Annotated in this window: 19 protein-coding genes; 10 read left to right on the forward strand and 9 right to left on the reverse strand. The window is 47.3% G+C overall.

Annotation, left to right across the window (positions count from 1 at the left end):
- The first annotated feature begins 191 nt into the window (after positions 1 to 191).
- From CVV44_00645 to CVV44_00675, 7 genes are all read left to right on the forward strand, one after another.
- Positions 192 to 2792, forward strand: a complete 2601-nt coding sequence (locus CVV44_00645) for a hypothetical protein (protein PKL41178.1) — start codon at positions 192 to 194, stop codon at positions 2790 to 2792.
- A complete protein-coding gene (locus tag CVV44_00650; GenBank protein PKL41179.1) occupies positions 2789 to 3637 on the forward strand; it encodes a fumarate hydratase in 849 nt (282 codons plus the stop codon). The genes CVV44_00645 and CVV44_00650 overlap by 4 nt, the downstream gene beginning before the upstream one ends.
- On the forward strand, positions 3634 to 4179 hold the full coding sequence (locus tag CVV44_00655; protein ID PKL41180.1) for a fumarate hydratase: 546 nt from the start codon (positions 3634 to 3636) through the stop codon (positions 4177 to 4179). The genes CVV44_00650 and CVV44_00655 overlap by 4 nt, the downstream gene beginning before the upstream one ends.
- Entirely contained in the window at positions 4133 to 4762 is a 630-nt protein-coding gene (locus CVV44_00660; GenBank protein ID PKL41181.1) for a CoA pyrophosphatase, read from the forward strand. The genes CVV44_00655 and CVV44_00660 overlap by 47 nt, the downstream gene beginning before the upstream one ends.
- Before the next feature lie 114 nt (positions 4763 to 4876).
- On the forward strand, positions 4877 to 5362 hold the full coding sequence (locus tag CVV44_00665) for a chemotaxis protein CheD (GenBank protein ID PKL41182.1): 486 nt from the start codon (positions 4877 to 4879) through the stop codon (positions 5360 to 5362).
- Positions 5363 to 5383: 21 nt separating this feature from the next.
- A complete protein-coding gene (locus tag CVV44_00670) occupies positions 5384 to 6244 on the forward strand; it encodes a hypothetical protein (GenBank protein ID PKL41183.1) in 861 nt (286 codons plus the stop codon).
- A 12-nt stretch (positions 6245 to 6256) separates the two neighbouring features.
- Positions 6257 to 6670, forward strand: coding sequence for a hypothetical protein (locus CVV44_00675; protein ID PKL41184.1), 414 nt, complete (start codon positions 6257 to 6259; stop codon positions 6668 to 6670).
- A gap of 23 nt (positions 6671 to 6693) precedes the next feature.
- Here CVV44_00675 and CVV44_00680 read toward each other — a convergent pair whose 3' ends face one another.
- Entirely contained in the window at positions 6694 to 8250 is a 1557-nt protein-coding gene (locus tag CVV44_00680) for a hypothetical protein (protein ID PKL41185.1), read from the reverse strand.
- A 183-nt stretch (positions 8251 to 8433) separates the two neighbouring features.
- Entirely contained in the window at positions 8434 to 10407 is a 1974-nt protein-coding gene (locus tag CVV44_00685) for a hypothetical protein (GenBank protein ID PKL41186.1), read from the reverse strand.
- 229 nt (positions 10408 to 10636) lie between these two features.
- Here CVV44_00685 and CVV44_00690 point away from each other — a divergent pair, with 229 nt between their 5' ends.
- Positions 10637 to 12178, forward strand: coding sequence for a hypothetical protein (locus CVV44_00690; GenBank protein PKL41187.1), 1542 nt, complete (start codon positions 10637 to 10639; stop codon positions 12176 to 12178).
- 4 nt (positions 12179 to 12182) lie between these two features.
- On the opposite strand, the gene CVV44_00695 is transcribed toward CVV44_00690, so the two are convergent.
- Positions 12183 to 13367, reverse strand: coding sequence for an aminopeptidase P family protein (locus tag CVV44_00695; protein PKL41188.1), 1185 nt, complete (start codon positions 13365 to 13367; stop codon positions 12183 to 12185).
- 237 nt (positions 13368 to 13604) lie between these two features.
- On the opposite strand from CVV44_00695, the gene CVV44_00700 reads away from it, so the two are divergent.
- A complete protein-coding gene (locus tag CVV44_00700; protein PKL41189.1) occupies positions 13605 to 14525 on the forward strand; it encodes a hypothetical protein in 921 nt (306 codons plus the stop codon).
- 72 nt (positions 14526 to 14597) lie between these two features.
- On the opposite strand, the gene CVV44_00705 is transcribed toward CVV44_00700, so the two are convergent.
- The 3 genes from CVV44_00705 to CVV44_00715 form a co-directional block, all read right to left on the reverse strand.
- Positions 14598 to 14795, reverse strand: coding sequence for a hypothetical protein (locus tag CVV44_00705; protein PKL41190.1), 198 nt, complete (start codon positions 14793 to 14795; stop codon positions 14598 to 14600).
- 16 nt (positions 14796 to 14811) lie between these two features.
- Entirely contained in the window at positions 14812 to 15270 is a 459-nt protein-coding gene (locus CVV44_00710) for an SsrA-binding protein (protein ID PKL41191.1), read from the reverse strand.
- Between the two features lie 155 nt (positions 15271 to 15425).
- Positions 15426 to 17300, reverse strand: coding sequence for a molecular chaperone HtpG (locus CVV44_00715; GenBank protein ID PKL41192.1), 1875 nt, complete (start codon positions 17298 to 17300; stop codon positions 15426 to 15428).
- 327 nt (positions 17301 to 17627) lie between these two features.
- Here CVV44_00715 and CVV44_00720 point away from each other — a divergent pair, with 327 nt between their 5' ends.
- Positions 17628 to 18701 (forward strand): hypothetical protein, encoded by a 1074-nt coding sequence (locus CVV44_00720; GenBank protein PKL41193.1) that lies wholly within the window; start codon positions 17628 to 17630, stop codon positions 18699 to 18701.
- Here CVV44_00720 and CVV44_00725 read toward each other — a convergent pair.
- The 3 genes from CVV44_00725 to CVV44_00735 are packed head-to-tail and all read right to left on the reverse strand — an operon-like array spanning position 18673 to position 22566.
- Entirely contained in the window at positions 18673 to 19131 is a 459-nt protein-coding gene (locus tag CVV44_00725; protein PKL41194.1) for a hypothetical protein, read from the reverse strand. The genes CVV44_00720 and CVV44_00725 overlap by 29 nt on opposite strands.
- The gene (locus tag CVV44_00730; GenBank protein ID PKL41195.1) at positions 19122 to 19988 is read right to left on the reverse strand and encodes a hypothetical protein; all 867 of its coding nucleotides are present in this window, start codon (positions 19986 to 19988) and stop codon (positions 19122 to 19124) included. Before CVV44_00730 ends, CVV44_00725 begins: the two co-directional genes overlap by 10 nt.
- Entirely contained in the window at positions 19933 to 22566 is a 2634-nt protein-coding gene (locus CVV44_00735) for a hypothetical protein (protein ID PKL41196.1), read from the reverse strand. Before CVV44_00735 ends, CVV44_00730 begins: the two co-directional genes overlap by 56 nt.
- Positions 22567 to 22627 lie beyond the last annotated feature (61 nt).

Below are 22627 nucleotides of genomic sequence, written 5' to 3' on the forward strand. Positions count from 1 at the left end.
ATATACAGGGAATATGAAAAATGATATAGTTTTTTCACGCCATTTTTTCCAGCCAGTGGATTTATCAGAACGATTGATATTGTGCCGAGTTGTGGCAAATACCGGTTTTTAAGGAGCCTATAAAGGAATTGACATGGAGAAAAGAGTCCTGATACATTATTATTAAAAGAGGTGCCCGTTGAGAAGGGCTTATGGAAATGAAAGGGATAGTTTATTTTGTCATAACATTGATTCTGCTGCTCAGTGCTTCATCCTGTAATCGTAATAATGATGCTCAGAGAACCATGCCCGGACCTGTGGCAGGCGTCCTTGATTTAACCGCTTCCGGTTCTGAATGGAACTTTGAAAAGGACGGTCTGCTGAGAATCGTGGGAGAATGGGAATTTTATTGGAACCAACTCTATAATTTTTCACAGGTGAGGGAAAGCGGTTCATTAAAAAAAACTTACGTTCGGGTTCCCTCCAACTGGCAGGATTATCGCATCGACGGTGAAGCTCTTCCGGCAAATGGATGCGCCACGTACCATCTTACTATAACCGTACCGGAAGCGGACAGGATGTATGCCTTCAAGATAAACCGGCTGTTTACGGCATATCGCCTGTACATCGATGATGAGCTTGTTGCTCAGGAAGGAAACGTCAGTAAGGACAGACTGTTTTTTCTGCCCAAGCTTTCCTCAAAGGTCATAATCTTCAGGCCGAAATCAGCGACCTTTCATGTTATTGTGCAGGCGAGCAATTATTTTTCTGAAAGACCCGGTATAAGCCGGGCTGTTATCATGGGCACCGCGGCCCAGGTTATGCATCTCAAATTTGTTTTCATCTCCATAGTTCTCTTCGTAAGCGGCATTATTTTTATCATGTCCCTCTACCATTTTGTCATTTTTCTCTTTCGCAGAAAAGACCTGGCAAGCCTGTATTTCGGTATTTTTTGTTTCGTTGTTTTCATGCAGGCTATATTTGAAGGGGAACTGATGTTCAGTTTTTTCTTTCCCGATATCAATTATTATGTTGAAGAAAAATTACAGAGAATAATGGCCTTCATTCTTATTCCTTCGTATCTGTATTATTTAAATTATTTTTTTTCCAGAAAAATTCCCCGGTATATTCTGCGCCTCTCATGGATCATCTCTCTGCTTTTTGTAATATTGATCGTTTTATCCCCCCTTGATTTCCTTTTTCCCGTCTGGAAATCTTATACACCTTTTATGATTTTTTTTACCGGTTATGGCATATGGTATCTTGTGCAGAGAGTGCGGGAAGGTGATTCCTATGCCCTTACCGCCTTTATAGGTACTCTCTTTATCACGGCTCCAGCTGTTCATGATTTTTTTTATGATATTACCAATCAACCGGGCCCGAATCTTTATCCCTATGGATCGATATTTTTTATTCTGGTCCTCACATCGGTAAACGCCGCGAAGATGTCCGGGGCATTTTCAAAAGTTGAAGTCCTCTCCGATGAATTGAATATCAGCCACCAGGCCCTGATAAAATCCTATTCGCTCATGGAAAAACGCGTCGATGACAGGACGGCCGAATTGACAAAATCGAACGAGGAACTGGAACACGAAATCGTGATACGGAAGCAGGTGGAACACGCACTCATACGGGCAAAGGCCGAGGCTGAAGGGGCAAACAGCGCGAAGAGTTTTTTCCTTGCAAACATGAGCCATGAGATTAGGACCCCGCTTAACGGAATTATCGGGCTATTGCAGCTCATTGAAGACCGCGCCGAATCACAGGAGCAGAAGGAATACCTGCGCCTAATGGATCTTTCCGCCAGGAATCTCATGAATCTCATAAATGACATCCTTGATTTTTCGAAGATTGAATCGGGAAAACTTGAGATGGAACAATCACGGTTTAATATTCATGATATCTTTACCTCTCTCATGGAAACCTTCACATACCAGGCTGAACAGAAAAAGGTCGGTCTTATCTATAAAATAAAAGGAGAGGTCCCCCGCGAAGTAATCGGCGATTCGGGCCGTCTGAGTCAGATACTTATAAACCTCATCAGCAATGCCGTAAAATTTACACAGAAGGGAAGCATTGAAGTTGAAGTGAGTGTGGAGACGATGCAGGATAATACGACCGTACTGCTTTTTGAGGTGCGGGATACGGGTATTGGAATACCTCCGGAGAAGCTGCAAATAATATTTGACAGTTTTTCCCAGGCCGATGCATCTACAACACGTCATTATGGGGGGTCCGGACTCGGTCTTGCAATCGCCAGAAAGCTTGTGGAGCTCATGGGCGGCTCAATACATGTCGAAAGCACGGTGGGCAAGGGGAGTCGGTTTTTCTTTACGGCCCGCTTTGACCTGCCCGTTGATCTTTCGCACGAGCAGCCGAAGACAGCGCGATACTCCGAGGAAAAAAATCTCTCGCCCATGAAGATTCTGGTGGCCGAGGATGACATGGTGAGCCAGAAACTGATCAAGAGGCTCCTGGAGATACGGGGACATCAGGTTGTAATCGCGATAAACGGGCTTGAGGTCCTGGACCTGCTTGAAAAGGAAGACTATGATTGCGTTCTCATGGATGCCTTTATGCCCGAAATGGACGGTGTGGCCGCGACGATGCGGATACGTGAACGGGAGCGGAACAGCGGCATGCATGTACCCATAATAGCACTTACCGCCGATGCGCTGTCGGACAGCAGGCAAAAATATATATCGGCCGGCATGGATGGATACATAACAAAACCGGTTAAAATAAAGGAGCTTCTTGCCATGCTGAGAGATATTATGGCCGGAATTAAAATGGAAAAGAATGTGAACATATGACAAAAAGAATAATCAATACGGATAAAATTCTGGAAGAGGTCATCAGGCTTATTTATCAGGCCAGTTTCATCCTTCCCCCCGAAGTGGAAGCCTCAATTGACTCAATGATAAAAGGCGAACAATCGCCGGGCGCCATTGAGACTCTCAAGGTTCTGAAGGAGAACTCCCTCATTGCAAGGACTGAGGAATTGCCGCTGTGCCAGGACTGCGGGGCCGTCATAATATTTATTGAAATGGGGCAGGATATTTCCCTGGAGGGGAATTTTATCGGGGATGCCGTCAACGATGCCGTAGCCGAAGCCTATAGAAAATATTATCTGAGGAAAAGCATTGTGAGTGATCCCCTGAACAGGATTAATACGGGAACCAATACGCCGGCCTTCGTTCATTATGACCTCGTTCCCGGCACTGTTTTCCGGCTCACCGTGTATCTGAAGGGCGGCGGTTCGGAAAACATGACATCGCTGAGAATGTTTCGTCCAACGGACCCTGTCGAGGAGATTTTGGATCATATCGAAAAGGTCGTCGTGCAGGCGGGCCCAAATCCATGCCCGCCCGTTTATCTCGGTGTTGGACTGGGCGGCATGGCCGATGTGGCCATGGTAAACGCCAAAAAGGCCGTCTTGCGAGGCATAGGAACGCAGCATCCCGATCCCTATTATGCCGATCTTGAGTTAAAGATTATGGAACGCCTGAATAAAACAAATGTCGGCCCCCTGGGGTTCGGCGGAAACAGCACTGTCGGCGGTGTTTTCATCAAAGAAGCGCCGGCTCACATAGCGTCCCTGCCCGTGGCTCTGAATCTTAACTGTCATTCCCTGCGATTCAGGACGGTGGAATTATGACGACATGGAAGCGTATCAGTACACCGCTCTCATATGATGATGTGAGCCTCATGCATTCGGGAGACCGGTTCCTTCTTTCAGGGATTGTCTATACCGCCCGTGACCGGGCCCATGAACGGCTGCGATATATGGTGGCTGAGGGGAAAGAGCTCCCTTTTATGCCGGCGGGCCAGGTGCTTTACTATGTGGGCCCAAGCCCGCAACCCCGGGGCAGGATCATCGGGGCGGCGGGCCCCACGACATCATACCGCATGGATCCCTTCACCGAAGTGATGCTGAAGACGGGAATACGGGGCATGATAGGCAAGGGGAAGCGGGATGAAAAAACCCGTTCTCTTCTGCAGCAATACGGCGGAGTGTACTTCAGCAGCTATGGCGGAGCCGGTGCTTATCTGGCAAAGCGAATAACGGAGGCCCGCGTGATCGCATTTGAGGACCTGGGACCTGAGGCGATCTATGAACTGCGCGTTCTTGACTTCCCGGTAATTGTTATCAATGACATATATGGCGGTGATCTGTATGAAGATGCGATTCGAAAATGAAGACGATTTCCGGCTTTTCAAGGAAGAATTGAAACATCGTCTCGCACGACATTCGATCAGGACCATGGAGTCGGACGGATACCGCCGCTCAGCCGTAAAAATACTGATAATGAACAAGGAAAATGAGCCCCATGTTCTTCTGACAAAGAGGACACATAAAGTATCAACGCATAAAGGGCAGATTTCCTTTCCCGGCGGGGGCTATGATGAAGGTGACGGTGAAATTCTTAATACGGCGCTGCGCGAGACCTATGAGGAAGTGGGGATTCCCGCCGAGGCCATTGAATACATCGGTCAGTTTGATGATTACGTGTCAATATTTGGGCATCATGTGAGCTGTTTCGTGGGAGCCATTACCCATCCCTTTCCCTACGAATTCAATGATGACGAAATTTCCGATTATGTAGAGGCGCCGCTGCGTCTTTTTGTCAATCGTGAATATGAAAGGCTCCAGACCTATCAGCACGAAGGGAAGGATTATACCGTTTACCATTATCTCTTTAATGGATATGAAATATGGGGGCTTACGGCGAGAATTCTCACCGATTTCGCCGGGAAAATCATGAGTGAAGTGCATGAGTAGAAAAAAAAGACAATAATTTGGCTATTGCCCTTGACAAAAGCATCTGCAGATAGTAGCATATTTAGGAATTGACTCCAAAAGATTTTGTGTAATCTAGGACGCAGAGAAAACACTATGAATGATTCACTTATCAATGTCGGAGTAGCCCAGCTTAAAGTGGGTGTGAATCCGGCTGTTTTGCGAACAATACTGGGAAGCTGTGTCGGTATCTGTATTTATGACCGTATGAAAAAGATCGGAGGTCTTGCCCATATACTGCTTCCTCAGGATACTTCGGGCGGGGCCACTCCTGAAAAATATGCTGATACGGCTATTCCAATGCTGGTTGAGCGGCTTCTGAAGGATGGGGCCAAAAAAGAATTCATGTCGGCGAAAATAGCCGGTGGTTCAGCCATGTTCAAATTTCAGTCAAATGTCTCACTGGGACAGATAGGTGAAAGGAATATTGAAGAAGCAAAAAAAATGCTGGATAAACTGGGAATCAAGGTAGTTGAAGAAGATGTAGGGGGGAATACAGGGAGAGTTATTGATTTCTTTATGGATGACGGCCATCTGAAAGTTAAAGCCGCGGGCAAGGAAAAGATGTATTACAAAGTATAAGGATTTTCCCTGGAGACGCAAATGCACGAGCACATAAAACAAAGAATAGAAACAATCATAAGTAATATAGATCAGCTGCCTTCAATCCCGGAAGTTGCCAGCAAGATTATCAATATGGTCAATGATCCCAATGTGTCCTTTAAGGCTATTGCAGAAGAAATATCCAAGGACCAGTCTATGACCACCAATATCCTGAAGCTCTGCAATTCAGCTTTTTTTAGCAAAGGGAAAGAGATAACATCCATTGACCGTGCCATTGTAACTCTGGGTCTCAAGGAAGTTAAGGATATCGTCATGGTTGTTGCGACAAAACCGGTTCTGGATAAATTTGTCATTGGATATGATCTTGCCAAGGGCGATTTATGGAAACATGGACTCGTCGTTGCAACGGTATCGAAAAATATAGCCATGGATGTGGGCAGGAAAGATATCGCCGATGTCGTTTTTACCGGCGGGATTATCCACAATGTGGGTAAGGTCGTTCTGGCCCTTTTCGTGCAAAGTACTTTTAAAGAGATTATGGCTGACGTTGAAACTAAAAGCATCACCTTCAGCCAGGCTGAACGGGATATCATGGGTTACAGTCATCAGGAAGTGGGCGAAAAAATCCTGACGAAATGGCAGTTTCCCACCGTCCTTAAATCAATTGTACGTTTTTACCAGGATCCGGAACAGGCACCCAAGGAGCACAGGGCGGAAGTTTCAATAGTCCATATCGCCAATACCCTCAGCCTCATGGCAGGAATCGGGATTGGCAGTGACGGCCTGTACCATCAGTTGAATGGAGCGGCCCTGGAGGTTCTTGGCATTAAAGAAGATATACTGGAGAAACAGTTTTCCCGTATACCCGAGACCATCAAACAGGTCCGGGACCTGCTGTAACGAAAAAATACCATGTATTACATACGGCCCTGCCCTTCATGCGGACAAAAGGTCCGTTTCCCCATAGATAAAGGGAAAATAAAAGTGAGCTGTTCCTGCGGACACAGCTTTATTGCCGATCCCGATGATCCATCGCTTTTCAGGGATGGTGCTTTTGACCTGGGGGGCGGCAATAAGAAGAAAAGCGTATCTATGCAATCCATCTTTGCCAGGGTCCGTATTCCTGACCTGCACGCGATTAAGTCACGGATAATAAGTTCACTGTATGATCTCAGCTATAGCGTGCAGAATTTCAAGCTTCTGCCTGATGTGGAAAAAAAACGCCTCATTATGAAAATCCTTCTTTTTTTTATTGTTATTATTTTTCTTGTTTATATGCTTCTGTATTGTTCCGCACCCGCTTCTGTTGATGGAAACGTCATTTAATCGCCGGTCTTTTTTCATCTCTCTCAGAAAGACAGCACATAGGAAATAGTACTCGTTATGCCTCCTTCCGATATGGTTGTTCCCGTTGTATAGCCGTCCTCCATGGGAATGGTGAAGCTGTAGGCCTCGCCCCCAACCATATGAGGTAATGTCATGTCCTGACCATCGGGACAATAAATGGTCTTAGTCGTATTGAAGTCGGGCTCTATAGTGAGATGCAGCTCAGGCGTGTCTGATGGGGGAATTTCCAGCGTTCCTTCAATGGTAAATGTCACTGTACCCTGTGTTGTCGTGGTGCAGTCATCGGTGCCCCCGCTGCCCGAGACATCGAAGGTGTTGGTTCCTTCAAGATTTGCCGTACCATCGGCATTTGTTCCGGTTATATTAATAATTACCGTTCCGCCGTAGTGCATTGAATCGGCAAAATCATCAATGAGAGTGGCCTGATCGAATGTGATGGCTAAATTGAGAGAGTCGGGGGAAACCCACAACAGAGCAGTTTTTTCCACGGGTTTTTCCGCATCACAGGCGCCATGATAGGCCTTTACCGTAGCGTCATAATCAGCTGCGGTGAAGGTGGTCGTGGCGACACCCGATGAATTCGTCGTGGTCAGTCCAGGACTTATTTCCCCCGGCCCTGAGGGTATTGTGAAATTAACTTCCTTGCCGGTCATGGCTGTTCCGTCACACATAAGTGTTGCTTGTATGTCAGCTTCTTCTCCTGGGGCAAGGACCGATGGTTCAGCGGTCAGTGTCATGTCCGGTGCAGTACAGTCATTGTATATGACAACATTGAGATTTATGGTGGCGTTATAGGATTGACCGTTGCTGACTTCATAGCTATAATCGATCATGGGAAGAGGTGAATCGGGATAATCCGATGTTCTCTCGGTGAGATGATAGGCGCCTCCTTTCTGTCCGTTAATATCAAAGGTGAGATCATAGGCGATACCCACCACCTCAAAACAGGTGTTGTTCTTGGCGCTTTTATCACCGATTTTCCTGATATTGCTTTCAAACCATTTAATAAAATCAGACATAAACTGGTCGGCACTGCCGCCATTCAGTAAATCTTCAAATGAGCTGCCGCCGTATCCGCAGAAATGGGTTACTTCTGCGCTGAAGGAATTGCCGTCGGCATTGACTACGGCAGTGAAAGCGGACTGTACCCATATGCCGTCGGCGGTATCCAGATACATTAAAGGAAATGTTTCGCCCGGGGTCATGGGTGGATCAACCGGTATGGTAATTTTTACGGGCTGCAGAAAGGTGGTAGTATCGGGACCAAAGGATGCCGCACCTGCCAGGCAGGGAAGGGGCGACCAGGTGTCCGGCATTAATTTGTTGGTTGTATACAGGGTAATGCTTATGTCAGTGACTACTGTAAGGGCCCCGGCGGGTATTTCGATTGCTGAGCCCAGGGGACCTTCCAGCGTGCCTCCTGATGGACCGATAAGTGCCGATGTGGTGAGAGGTGCACCCTTGCTGTCTTTTACTGCACTGCAGTCAGTGAAAAAAGAGAGAGTGATCAGCAGAATTATGGACAGAATATCCCATCCAGGTTTTTTATATTTTTCCATGGCTGGACTCCAGGTATGTATGTCGATGTTTATAAGTAATTAAATATAGGGGCGAAAAGCAAATAATTGAGAGGATTGATTTATGGGGATAATACCTTTGAGGGACTGCTGACGAGCAGGGGTCAGTTTGGGTCAATAAAAAGACATCCGGTTCTTAGAATTGAACCGGATGTCTTATTTCTGTCAGGGCATGCCATGCTCAGCAACATCCCACACTCTCCGGTATTCCGGACCAATAGGATTGTTCGTGTCATCATCGTCATAACGATCAGGAACAACACTTCCGATGAAGCTTTCAATAAAAGCTGCGACGGCATACCACGCCTTGACCTCTGTTCCGCTATCGGTTACGATGAACTGGTCAAGGTCGGTAACCTGGTCCCAGTTTACCTGCGCGCCGACGTTATCTCTGGGCCAGAGGTCGATGCTACCGCCGGGACCGTCGCTGTCAGACAGATATTTAAGTCCGATGAGGGTCAGGAGACTCGTACTTACCGACAACATCTGGTAAGGATCTCCCGGAAGGCCCGTAGTTCCGGGCGCGGACATCCAGCTTCCCGTGGCATCCCAATCCGAGTTGGTGCGGTCAAAGATCAGGGTTTCGCTTTCTTCATCGGGGGATACGAGATACATCTGAAGAATATAACCGGGACCTGTTCCGGCAGCCAGGTCGGCTGTGTTGAAGAGAATCCTTACGCCCGATGGAACCACGAAGAGATCCCGGTCGCCCTGACCCATATTGCAGGTTCCCATTTCCAGGATGCCCTGCAGTTCGGCAGCCAGGAGGTTGAAGCGATAGAGTGATCCTCCATTAAGCCCATCTCCACCGATGTTATGCGGCATGGCTTTGAAAGCCTCGTATACGGTAATTTCTCCCGATTCATTGGGCTTTGCCCAGGCCGTATCAGCACCCGGTGTGACAAGTGCAACATCGCTCCCTGAAGAGGAGCGCATGGCGTCAGAGACCATGTTCATGCCGTTAAGCTCACCGTAGTAGAAGGATGATGAGGCTAGGACAGCGAAGAGACTGCCGTCGCCGAGCGCTGCGAATTGGGAAAGATAATTCGTTTCAATGTCGGCAATATAATCAATTATTTTAGTCAGAATTTCCGGCTTACCGGTGATCGAATCATCTATGGCAATAAAATCAGTGACGCTTTTTGATGGATCAACGACGCCCCTGCTCAGGAAAAGGTCGGTCCTCCCGGCAAAATCGGTCATGTCATTGGCTTCAATAATAGTGGTGGTCCAGTCCGATCCCGCAACCTCGCAGGGAACCTGGGCGGAATCCATGCTGTGAGAATGTCCGGCGCAGATAAGATCAATACCGCTGACGTTTTTTGCCAGGTCCGCCAGTTCACCCTCGGGAGTATCACCGCTGACTGAAAAAGACGCGTGGGAAAGACAGATAACCGTGTTGACTTTTTCCGTTTCACGAAGGGTTTCAACCATGTCCTGGATTTCGTCATAATCGACGGTGAATGTGCAGGGCATGGCATCGGGCATGAATACATTACCGCCCATGAGTCCCAGTATGCCGACCTTTATTCCCGAGGCGGTTGTCCTGACTATATAAGGATAAATGAACTTGCCGGTTTCCTCTTCACTGCCGTACAGGGCCTCCAGGTCATCATCGGCATTATCGGTGCCACTGAATTGAATGTTGGCGCAGAGAAGCGGGACAATTTTGCCATCGGCATCCTTTTCAGCGTTAAGAATCATGTCGGCCAGACCCTTCGGACCCATGGACATCTCATGGTTTCCAAGGCAGGCCGCGTCATATCCCATGGTTGCAAGCATGTTGAGATCGGCAGAGCCGCCGTCGCCTGTTATGAAAATTGTTCCATCGACAAAATCCCCGGCATCGAAAATCAGAGTATCGGATTCAGCCGACCGGACATCATCAAATACCGTGGCTAGGCGCGCAAGGCCGCCCGTGGATGACGCGCCGAGTGTAGTTGGATTGCCCGGTGTGTAGGGATTGTCAAGAAAGCTTGAATGACGATCGTTTGTTGTTAGAACTGTAAGCTTTCCCGATATCCCCGGATCTGAACTGCTATCGGAGCCGGAACAGCCCGTGAGAATAGTGCCGGCCGTGAATACAAAGAAAAGAAAAAGTAATGAAGAAATGGGTGTGATAAATCGCTTTGATTTCATATATACCTCCCGTTATTGAATTATGCAGATGAATTGCCGTGGTTTAGGGCAGAACCCTGCCTGAATATGCCGCACAGGGTATGTCAGTTGATTGTCCTTGTAAATAGAGAGAGTTACTCAGGGATGGGCAATTATTTCGTATTTTAATGAGTAAATATACTCAGTTTTATGATAATTTTCAGGTTATGGAGATTGGCATAACCGGTGATACCGATTAAGCCTTGACTTTTTGATTTATGGAATATATGCAATAGCCATGAACAGTGCATGTCAGTATATATCATGCCGGAAATTCCCATCGTGTTTTATTCAGACATGCAAATGGGTTTTTTTTCTTGTCATTGTATGGATTCCCCTGGGCTGCGGGTCTGAAAAACAGTTAATGGAAATCAGCGGGCCATGGAAATTTCATCGGGGATTCGATCAAGCCTGGCTCTTGGGACATAACACGGAGTCAATGGAAAATACCGTGCTCCCGCGGATGTTTTATACCACGGGGAATAATAAAGATGTACAGGGTCTTTTTACTCTTCAGGCGGAGATTCCCCGGGAGCTGGCAATAAAGGCGGAAAGGGAGGGGACTCTGGCCTTTGAGAGCGGCGAGATGACATCGCACCGCATTGACTGTTACATAAATGAAAAAATGATAGGATCTGTAGGAACACTTGATCCCTATAATCCGGCAATGGGACGCAACATTGTCCTGGTCATTCCCTGCAGTGCATTCCGTAATTCGGGAGATAATTATCTCACCATGGTTTTTTATATGGAAAGATCTGACAGGGTAGGACACGGCATTTATGGATATCCGTTGATAGGGAATACGGGCAAGGTTTATTTTCACTGGTACCGGGAAAATATAATAGGCTTGATCCTGGTCACCATATATCTGATGGTGGGGATTATATTTTTTTTGCTGGGTTTGCGGCGACCAAGCGATTTGTATAACCTGTATTTTGGCCTCTTTGCCCTGTGCTTTTCCCTTTTTGAAATGGCAAATCTGCAGTGCAGCGAGATCATCTTCGGAGATAATGTGCTGCTGCGTATGCGGGTAGACCAGGTCTCCCTGAAACTTATGATAGCAGCCTTTGTATTGTTTATTTCTCATCTCTTTCACCGGGAGCACCGGCCGTTCGTCCTTGTTCTTACCGCCTATTGTTTTTTCCTGGCTTTTTTGGATATGTTTAAAACGTTTGAATATAATCTGGATGACCGATATAATTTCTGGCATCTGGCAGTCATCACCGGTTTTCCCTATACACTGCATCTCATGATAAAGAAAGTACGCGGGGGAAACACCGATGCAGCTATTCTCCTAGCGGGGATTCTTGTCTTTACAGCGGGTTCAGTTCACGACATATTGCTCGACAGCGGTTTTATTGAAGGAACGTCAATTATCCGTTATGCGTCTCTTGGTTTTTTTGTCTGCATGGTGCTCATGCTGGTTAACCGTTTTGTAAGGCTGCTGGAAGAATCGAGGGAACTTAACCAGAACCTGGAAAGGAAGGTGTCTGAGCGATCGGAGGAACTGCGTGCTGCCAATGAACAGATACGCCTTCTTTCGAAGAAGGAAAAGTTCATGAATACCTTTCAGCTCACGGCCCGGGAGCGGGAAATTCTGAGTCTCATGATGGACGGTCTTTCCGGCAATGAACTGGCTGTTAAACTGGACATATCATACCGAACATTGAATAACCATGTCTACAACATGTACAGGAAAATGGGAGTTCACTCGCATCTGGAGATATTCGCCCTTTTTAACCGGTTATAATTAATTATTCTATACCGGCTATATGTCGAATTATTCTCCCCTTCAGCCTGGTCAGGGGATTACCCTTTCGCATTATAAGCTGGTCCATTTCAACGGGATAACCTGTCAGCAATGTATGTCCTGACGATGTAATGAGCACCGTGTCGGAGTGCCGAACACCGCCGACCCCCGGAAGATATATGCCGGGCTCAATGCTGATTACCATGTTTTCTTCAAGTAAATGTCTGCTTCCCATGGCAACCCAGGGGCCTTCATGATTGCCAAGACCGATGCCGTGTCCCGTACGGTGAAGCAGGTTGCCGCCATATCCCTTTGAAGCGATAAAATCCGTGACATGCTGGTCAATAGCATGACAGGGGGTGCCGGGACCTGCCATGGACAGGGCAATATCCCTGGCTTCCATCATGACAGCAAAGGCTTTTCTAACCTCCGGGACTGGATCTGTCAGGAACCAGGTGCGCTCACACTCGGCCGCATAGCCGTTAACCCTGAGAAAGGACATGGCGATGTGCGGTCCTTCCCTCAGACGGTCTTCAACCCGGGGAACGCTGTGCGGCATGGCGCTGTCAGGTGCAACCCATGACATACAGAGAATACTGGTTGTCAGTGCCTCATATTCCTGTTCTTTCAGTATCCTCATCTGGACTGCCCGGCCCCGTGAAAAAATCTCCAGTTCGGAAATATTATAATAGGCTCCGCCCAGAATTTCTTTCATGCCGATATCACAATACCCTGCCGTTGTCCGTATCATCTCGATCTCGGCCGGGGATTTTATTATCCTCATATCCTCAACAAGAGAATTGATTTTTGCAGAAAACCCCTTCAGTTCATGAAAAATATCAACAGACATAGAGGGCTCAACACCAATATTTTTTGTTTTTCCCAGAACCTTCTTTAGAATTTCAGGCCATCCACGTCCCCGGGGAGAAGGATATTCCCAGTAGACGGCAATTTCACCGATTCCTTCGGCTTTCCTTAAATGGACCTCTTCCATGGCCGGGACAATGAGGCCAGGTTTTTTTTTCGGCCAGATTATTATAAAGAAGGGTCTTTCCAGGGGGGTATAGGGAACGCCGGTGAGATAATAGATGCTTTCCTGGGATGTCACCAGGAAAGCGCCAAGCTTTTTCTGTTGTACTTTTTGTTGTAATCGATTCAGCCGGTCCAGGTATTCTTCAGTATGTATCATATTATTCCCCGATTTAAAGTGGTTTAATAATGATTATACTATTGGCTTTATAAAATCAATGATTTAATGAATAATTATAATGTCTTCCCATGATAAGAAAAGGCATGCACTCAATTCCCTTGACATATTTTCTTAACATTAGAACAGTGAGTTGAGAAGGTATTATAATATGATAAATTTTGGATAAAGAGAATGCCATATAGATTAAACGATACATCGGATTATCATCGACACGATATGGATTCCCTGGGCTGGGAGCTCACGGTATGCAACATGCTGGAACCCGTGGTGAGTCCTGTTCGGGATATACTTATGAAAAACGGCACATTCGGGAATCTCCTCATGGATTATATGGAGAAACATGCTCCGCTGCAGAGAGTAAAAAATGTCCTGGAGGTGGGAGGCGGATATGGATTTCTCATGCGTGATATTATCGACAGGCTGAGGCCTGAAGGGGTCACCATGATGGACATATCACCCTTTCTTCTGGACAAACAGCGTGAATATCTCTCCCCGAAGACAGAACTGGTTCCCTCGGGAGTCAATTTTATCGAGTCGGATTTTTTTGCCGTCGGGAATGATTTTCTGGAAAAATTCGATCTGGCTGTTTTTAATGAGAACATCGGTGATTTTCCCACGGTCTGTGACATCGATCCTCAGATTTTTCAGAGAGATGTTAGCGGGTTCTCGGATGATCCAATCATGGCGGAGATCGGTGAAATGTTTGAGACCTATGGATTCATAAAACCACGGGAGCGTTTTAATTTCAATCTCGGCGCGGTAAGGGCCCTGGAAAGACTTTGTAAAAGCGGGGTGCCCGTAATTTATATGAGCGAGCACAGCTGTGAGGCAGCGGCACCGGCCTGGCTGTCTGAAAGAATTTCAATTGCACCTGTTGAGAATCCCGAACGTATAAGTCTGAAGGGGCATGATGAATATACGATACGGTTTTCTCACCTGGAAAAAATCGGCCGGCATTTCGGATACGGTGTTGTGCGAAACCAGTACATCGATTTCATCGGAATAAATTATTCTGAGAAAATAAATTTCATTTTGACTTCGCATTCCACAAAGGACGATCATGAGATAATTCGTCACTTTATCGAGGATCTTGTCAAATATGAATCCCTGGTGCTGGTAAGGGAAGGGGAAGGATAAAGAAACAGGGAAGACCGACAGGGACGACCGGGACTGGCCGCTGTATCGGGCTTCCGTGTTTCCTCCGATGTGTTACTGCTGTTTTGCTTCCATTTCTTTTTTGCGCTGCAGCAGATGTTTGTAGTATTTTGACAGAGTGAGCTTTTGCTCTTCCATCGCGGCGATCTTTTTGTTTACTTCATCCAGCGAATACCGGTTCATTTTTTTCTTCTTGCCGGCCTGTTCTGCGCCTTCTGCCGTCTGCTGGCCGTCTTTTACTTCTTCAGTCATATGTCCACCTCTTTTGTTATGTATATTTTTTCATCTCGCGCTGCATGTCGCGATCCAGGTCCCGTTTCTGAATGGTCTTTCGTTTGTCGTAGCTGGCTTTTCCCTTGGCAAGACCGAGTTCAATTTTTGCCCTGCCGTTTTTAAAATAAATTCGCAACGGTACCAGTGTAAGGCCCTTTTCCTTCAGTTTTCCCGTCAGCCTTTTTATCTCCTGTTTGTGAAGAAGAAGCTTGCGGTCCCTGTCGGGTTCATGATTATAGCGATTCCCCATTTCATAGGCTGAGATGGTGAGTCCCGTAATAAATGCCTCGCCGTCCTTTATTTTTACGTATGATTCCTGTATGCTGCACCGTCTCTGGCGCAGGGATTTGACTTCCGTGCCGTGAAGAACGATCCCGGCCTCAAAGAATTCCAGTATCTCGTAGTCAAAGCGGGCTTTCTTGTTTCTTATAATGTCGATAAAGTGGTCTGTCATGGTTCTGCTGTTTTTATAGAATTTGTTTTGTTTTCAGTGAGATATGCGACGTATACAGGCGATGTATCCGAGATAACAGCATCGCCCAAAAGGAGTCAAGATATATTTAAACGGCCGGCCCTTACGGGTCCGGCCGTTTTTTATACGGAAGCCGATTACAGGGCCTTGTTCATGACACGGTTGAGCCGTTTTACAAATTCCGTGGGGCTTTTGAGTTCGATCCCTTCAATGATCATGGCCTGTTCAAGGAGCAGGTGGCTGATATCGCCGATAACGGATTCATCATCGGTGTGGGACAGCTTCTCCACTATTTCATGGCTGGGATTTATTTCCAGGATTGGTTTGAATTCCTCCATTTTATCCTGGCCCATGGCCTTCAGAATATGATGCATCTGAACCGTGGGATCGTTTTCGTCGGCCACAATGCATGACGGTGAATCACTGAGGCGGGTACTGGCCTTGACATCTTTGACAGCCTCACCCAGGGCCTTTTTAATTTTTTCAATGAGAGGCATAACCTCTTTTTCCCGCTCTTTATCTTCGGCGGTTTTAAGGTCTTCGGCCGCATCGGTGCGGTTGACTGATTTCAGGTCAAAGTCTTTATATTTCTGCATCATGGTCACGACGATCTCGTCGATTTCATCATCCATGATGAGGACCTCGATATCCTTGTTTCTGTACATCTCCAGGAGGGGGCTGTTCCTGAGGTTCTCCTCTTTCCCGCCTGTTATGTAATAAATTGATTTCTGATCAACCTTCATGCGCCCCATATATTCTGCCAGAGTCGTAAAGCCTTCAGTACCGGTCGATTTATACATGACCAGATCCATGAGCTTGTCTTTGTTTTCATAATCCTGGTAGAGCCCTTCTTTAATGGGGATTCCGAATTCCTTATAGAATGATGTGTATTTTTCGCGATCATTGTTCTTGATGGTCTCAAGCTCGCCGAGAATTTTTTTCACCGACGAAGACTTGATCTTCGCCAGGACCTTGTTCTGCTGAAGTATCTCGCGGCTCACATTGAGGGGAATATCCTCGGAGTCGATGACGCCCCGGACAAAACGAAGGTATACCGGCATGAGCTCCTTGTCATCATCGGTGATGAATACCCGTTTAACATAGAGTTTGATGCCGGGTTTGTAATCGGCCCTGAAAAGATCAAAAGGTGCCTTTGATGGTATGTAGAAAAGTGTGGAGTAATCCATGGTTCCTTCGGCGTGGGTGTGTACATAATGCAGAGGGTCCTCATAACCATGGGAAATTGTCTTGTAGAACTCCTGGTAGTCCTCATCCTTGAGCTCATTCTTGGGACGCTTCCAGAGTGCCGATGCAGCGTTGATCTGGCTTACGGTCGGTTCCTTGATCTCTTTGCGGTTGTCTCCCTCGCCCTCGTAGCGTGTGTCTTCATAGTGAAGAAAAATGGGGAAGGGAATATGGTTGGAGTATTTTTTTATGATATTCTCAATGGTCCAGCGGTTTGCGAATTCCTTTCCGTCTTCATTGAGGAAAACCGTCACCGTGGTGCCGATTTTATCGCGCACTGCCTCTTCCAGATCATATTCACCCTTGCCGTCGCTGGTCCATTTCCAGGCCTTATCCTCGCCGGCACGTCTGCTCACAACCTCCACCTTGTCGGCCACCATGAAGGATGAATAAAAACCGACACCGAACTGCCCGATGAGATTGGAGTCCCTTTTATCATCACCCGTGAGCTGCTGCACGAAATTTTTGGTGCCGGAGCGGGCTATGGTTCCCAGATTTTCTTCGAGCTCCTGGGCGTTCATCCCGATACCCGTGTCCTCAATGGTGAGAATTTCACTGTTGTGGGCATCGAAGCTTATATCGATGCGGGGACTAAAGTCGATTTTTTTGAACTCCTCGTCAGTGAGGGTGAGATACTTGAGTTTATCCAGCGCGTCCGAGGCATTGGATATGAGTTCCCGGATGAATATTTCCCGGTGTGAATAGAGTGAGTGGATGATGAGGTGCAGGAGCTGGTTCACCTCGGTCTGAAATTTGTGTTTGGCCATAATTCTGTCTCCTTTCGAATAGTATATAAAGAATTGCTAAAAAATATGGGAACCTCGAAAATTATTCTATGAATGTTTCCTTTTTCATTAAGCCGGGAACCGGTGCAATGTATCAGATATTACGGTTTTTGGGAATCAAATCAATAGCGGTCATTGCCCTCTCTACTGTGATTATCTGTTACTTGATCCCCTTAGAAGGTTACATTTTCAGTAAAAGTGTACTAAAAAAAATATACATGGAAAGATCAAGTATTATCGATTGTTTTTTGTAAAATATTTCAAGTAATAAGTACAACCCTTTTATCTTGTTTACATTTTTAATGCTGAATGGTATATTTTATCCTGATGTCATTGAAAGTAAAGCACATGAACAAAATAAGCAAAAAACAGATCAGGATAGCAGGACTTTTTTTCATTATATATAGCCTTGCTTTGACCTGCATAACGGCCTTTTCCTCGGAATTACTGGAAAGCCCTGTCAAACATGCCCGTAACTATAAAGCGTTTCCCATTGATATGAGGAAACCCCTCATATCACGGGTTCAGCCCGTACCCGATTTTGTTCTGAAGGCATGGCGGGAATGGGATGAAAAACCCGGGTATATCCCTTATATGCCCGACGAAGCGGAGATGAGGATCATCGGAGAATATATCGAGCTGCTACCTTCTTTCGTGAAAAGCGTTATGAAAGAGCGCATGCTGGGCATTTATTTTGTAGATAATCTCCTGGGAAGCGGGCTTACAGACTGGGTCGTTGATGACGGGAACAATATATACACCTATATGATTTTCAATCCTTCGACCCTGAAGAAGAATATTTCAGAACTGGTGACCTGGAAGGAAGAGACCTGCTTCATTAAGAATGACGGGGATATACGGGTCCGTATAGACCTGGACAGTAATATGAATGGCTTCTATTATATCCTCCTCCACGAAGCTACGCATATCGTTGATTACGTGCAGCAGATTACTCCCTATACGGAGCCTGATATTAAACGGTTCATAAAGAACCCCCGCGAGGCAACGGATTTTACTCTGCGGGTCTGGAAGGGCTATCGTGACACGGCCATGCCGCAGTCTTTCCGGTCCGGAATAACCTTTTACGGTTTTGGCAAGGGGCCGAAGATCAATATTACCGATGCTCCCGATATCTATGAAAATCTGTCCCGGTCACCCTTTATTTCGCTCTATGGTGCCCAGAACTGGGCCGAGGACCTGGCCGAGTTACTTACCTTCTATCACCTGACAAATAAAATGGGCATGAGCTATCGTATCGTCGTGTACAGGGGGGATACGGTGCTGTACCGGTTGAACCCGGCAGAGAATCCTTATGTGAAGACGCGGTTCCCCCAAATGGAGCGCTTTTACCGTGTTACTCCCGGCCGTAAAAAAGGAAACTGAGAGCGGAAAAAACCGTGAATATAACCGGTACCGCGATGTTGAGATAATATCCCGCCGTAAGTTCATAGGGAGCCCTGGACAGTTCCCGGGAAAGATGTATATAAATGACCCAGCCCATGTAATACAGGTTGGCCAGCGATTTTACCGCCAGTTGTATCAACGGAGAAAGATAGTCCGAAAGATAATGCAGGACATAGATAATGATGACGATGGCAATCATGTACACTGCCAGGGGATTATTGATGTAAAACCATGTCTCAAAGATGAAGTATCGCGCCACGGGGAGAATGATGGCAAAAAAGGCCAGGAGCGTATTGATGATGAGAACCTTTTCAAAAATATTCAGCTCCATGAACCGGTTGAGAAGCCTATCCAGTATTCTTTTAACAAAGGACAGAATAGTTTTTAGTAGATCGATTATTATATCCATAATGTTTTCACTGCCTCGGTAAATCCTGCCGGCCCGATGTTTTTTGTGATAAACACCTCGGGCAGTCCGGTCTGTATGATGCTGCCGTCATGTTTCCGCACCAGGCAGGGCCTGTCAACTTCCTTTAGCATGGGAATATCATTTTCACTGTCGCCCACACCCATGGTGACAACGTCCTCTTTTTCATGGAGGAGCGTATAAGAGGAGATGATTTTTCTCACGGCACTGCCTTTTGTCGAGCCCCGGGAAATGAGGTGCAAAAAGCGGCCTCCCTTGGTGATGGCCAGGCCCTGCTCGTACAGTTTTATGTTGATTTTTTCGAGTTCAAAAAAATCGATATCGTGCTTTTCCTGGAGGATAAAGGGAATTGATGAGCGCCTCTCCCTGGCAAGGGCGGCTCGTTTGTGCGGCAGGCCGGTTCTCTCCATGACCTCTTCTATTGACATGTCCAGTATACTTTTTACCGGAACCGGTATGACCGTGTTCAGCATATTGAATTTATCCCGCAGTTCCCGCTCCGGGAGGCCCTGGAACTCCACCCGGAGTGGTTTCCCGGTACTGCTATCGTGGGGCCAGGCGATACCGCCGCCGTTTTCGAACACAAAGGGTGAGCCGAGGCCCAGCATGCTATGCAGCTCCGTCATTTCAGGAAGTGTCTTGCTCGAGACAAGGACCAGGGGCACCGACCGTTCCCTGAGGAGATCGATGCCCTCCTGCGCTCCGGCATGACTGTAGGTGTTGTGGTCCAGCAGCGTGCCGTCAAGATCGGAGAAGACTATATACACGGGTCCTCTCGTTCCTTCAGTTTTTCTTGATAAGCAGAAATTCGACGCGACGGTTCCTTCGCCGGTTTTCATCGTTCTTGTTGGGGTAGAGCGGGACCGTCTCGCCCATGCCCACAAATTGAAGCCTTCCCTTGCTCGTGCCGTTTGAGACCAGGTAATCCATGACCGATTTTGCCCTGCGCTCGCTAAGACCCAGGTTATATTCTTCTTTCCCGATATCATCGGTATGTCCTTCTATGATGATGTCATAGCGTTCGTATTTCTGGAGAATGACATAGACGCGATCCAGTATTTTTTTGCCCTGTTTCTTGAGATCGGCGCTGTCGAAGGCGAACTGGATATTGCTGATGCGCATCTTCAGGCCCCGCTCGGTAACCACGACGAGAATATCAATGGATATTTTTTCGGGCTTCGATTTACCGATGTTGCCGGCCAGGTCCACGGCCTCGAGAACCATTTCATAATCCACGGCAGACTCCACGATATCCCTGTCGTCACTGAGTCCGTCCCAGAGTATTTTATCCGGAACGTTGCCCGTACCGCTGAAAGATTTGAAGAGGATGCCCGATGGATTTGAAATGGAAATCTTCCATTCCCTGATGCCGAAATCCTCGCCGGCTTCGGGGCTGATGGTCAGCACATCATTTTCCTCGTCGCCGTCGGGAGAAAAGAGATCCGGCGAATGGCCGATGGAAAGGCGCGGCGGCGTGCTGTCCACGATCAGTTTTTTCTCAAAAGAAGATGGTGTGTTGCCGCTGTTGAAGCGTGTTTCCAGTTTGACAAAGTAGATGCCGTCATCGAGATTTTTTCCTTCGGCCCCTTTGCCGTTCCAGGTCAGGATACCCGGCATTACACCGGTTCCCTTCAGTTCATGAACGGGTTTCCTTTTTTCATCCATGATGAGAACCGTATATTCCTCCATCCCCTTTGCATTGGAAAGGGACAGGTACATGCGAAGTTCCTTGTCGATGACATAAGAGAGATAGCTCTTTTCGAGGCGTATATCGGCAGTTTCATACTGGCGCGTCAGGGTGATTTCCTTTATATTGGCCTGGGCGCCGTTTCCCGCCTTGTCTTTGGTTACAATGTAATAGTAGTAGAGTCCCTCCGCGGCGTCATTGCCGTTATTGTCTTTACCGTCCCAGACAACGCTGCCGGGGACTTTACTCCCTTCAAAGGAGTAGTCTTTTACCACTATACCTTCGACATTTTTAAACCCGGCCTCCCACTGATCTTCGGGAGAGGTAACAATAGTCTGCTCGATGACGAATACATCCTTCTGCTTGTCGCCATTGGGAGAGAAGAGAGATTCCTTTGCTGCAAGCTTCACCTCGGGCATGGTAGTATCGATGAAAACAACGCCGCTTTTCTGTTCTGCTATGTTATCGCGCTCATCCCATGCCGTGAATGCGTAGGTGTATTTCCCGTCAGGCGCGGCGCCGCCTTTCGCATCGGTACCGTCCCACATTATGTTTTTGGGAACGTCCAGGGATGTCTTCTTTGAAAAGAGGCGGCTGAAAAAGTCTTTGAAGGTGAGCCCCTTTACCATGTCGCGATCAGAGATGCGGTATTCACGTATGACGCTGCTCTGCGGATTGATTATCTGCAGCCGCCACCCCTTAATGCGGCTCCGGTCCTCCACGTTGATATCAAAGACTACGTAGTCCTGGACGCCGTCATGGTTGGGAGAAAAATATTTCTGGTCAGGCGTAACTGCCGTAACCGGGGCCTGACGGTCCAGTTCGCCGTATTCCATGTTCAGTCCCACATAGTGGACTACTTTCGATTTCTTGTCATAGGCCAGGGAGTAGTTTACCGAGCCGGCAAAGTTTTGTACCGTGAACTGGTATCCGACTCCGGCAGTGAAAGTTCCGAAGTCGTATCCGTTCAGGGCAATACCGCCGGTCCGGACGATGTAGTGGTCCAGGATGAGCGATTCCAGGCCGAACTTGATGGGAAATTCCTTGTAGTAATTGACCAGGGAAACATCATTGTAAAAGCCCAGGTCAAAGGCGTTGTGGCGGAAGAACCTGAAAGCATATCCCGTAGTGACGCTGTTGAAGTTGATGGAACCCGTGGGATTGCCCAGGGGAATTCCCGCATTTACCGAGATACCGGCCGTGGGATCGAATATCCCGAAGCCCCGCGACTTGTTCATGCCGCTGAATTTATAAATGGCTCCCAGGGAACCGCCCAAATAGAAAAGATTATTTTCGTTTAGATCGGCGCCGAAGACCATGTCAATACCGAGACCTATCATCAATTTTTCCGTCAGGTCCTTGGCTGCTCCTACCCTGAAGCTGTAGGCGTTTTTCAGATCAACGGCGTCGGGAATGGCTATAAGGCGGAAAGAGCCGCCGATATTACCATACGATGTAGGCACGGCAATGGTAATATCGGGATTGTATATATTTCCTCCCAGGTTGCCATACTGAAGACTCAGCCCCAGGCGTTCCAGTGTGGCAATGGAGGCCGGGTTGAGATAGAAGAGGTCCGTGCCGAAGGAAGAAACTCCAGCGGTTCCCCGGCCCATGTTGGCCGCTGAATCGCCGTAAAGATAGAGACCCTTGCCGCTGTAAACCTGGGCGTGGGCCATGGTTATGCTGAAAATGGATATGATAATAGCGCATGAAAGGACTATTTTTTTCATATCGAGACTCCTTTGATATTGATTTTTGTATGTTTATGGTTTAAAGATAAATCCTGACATC

It is taken from the genome of Spirochaetae bacterium HGW-Spirochaetae-1, from assembly GCA_002839375.1.
GTDB lineage: Bacteria > Spirochaetota > UBA4802 > UBA4802 > UBA5550 > PGXY01.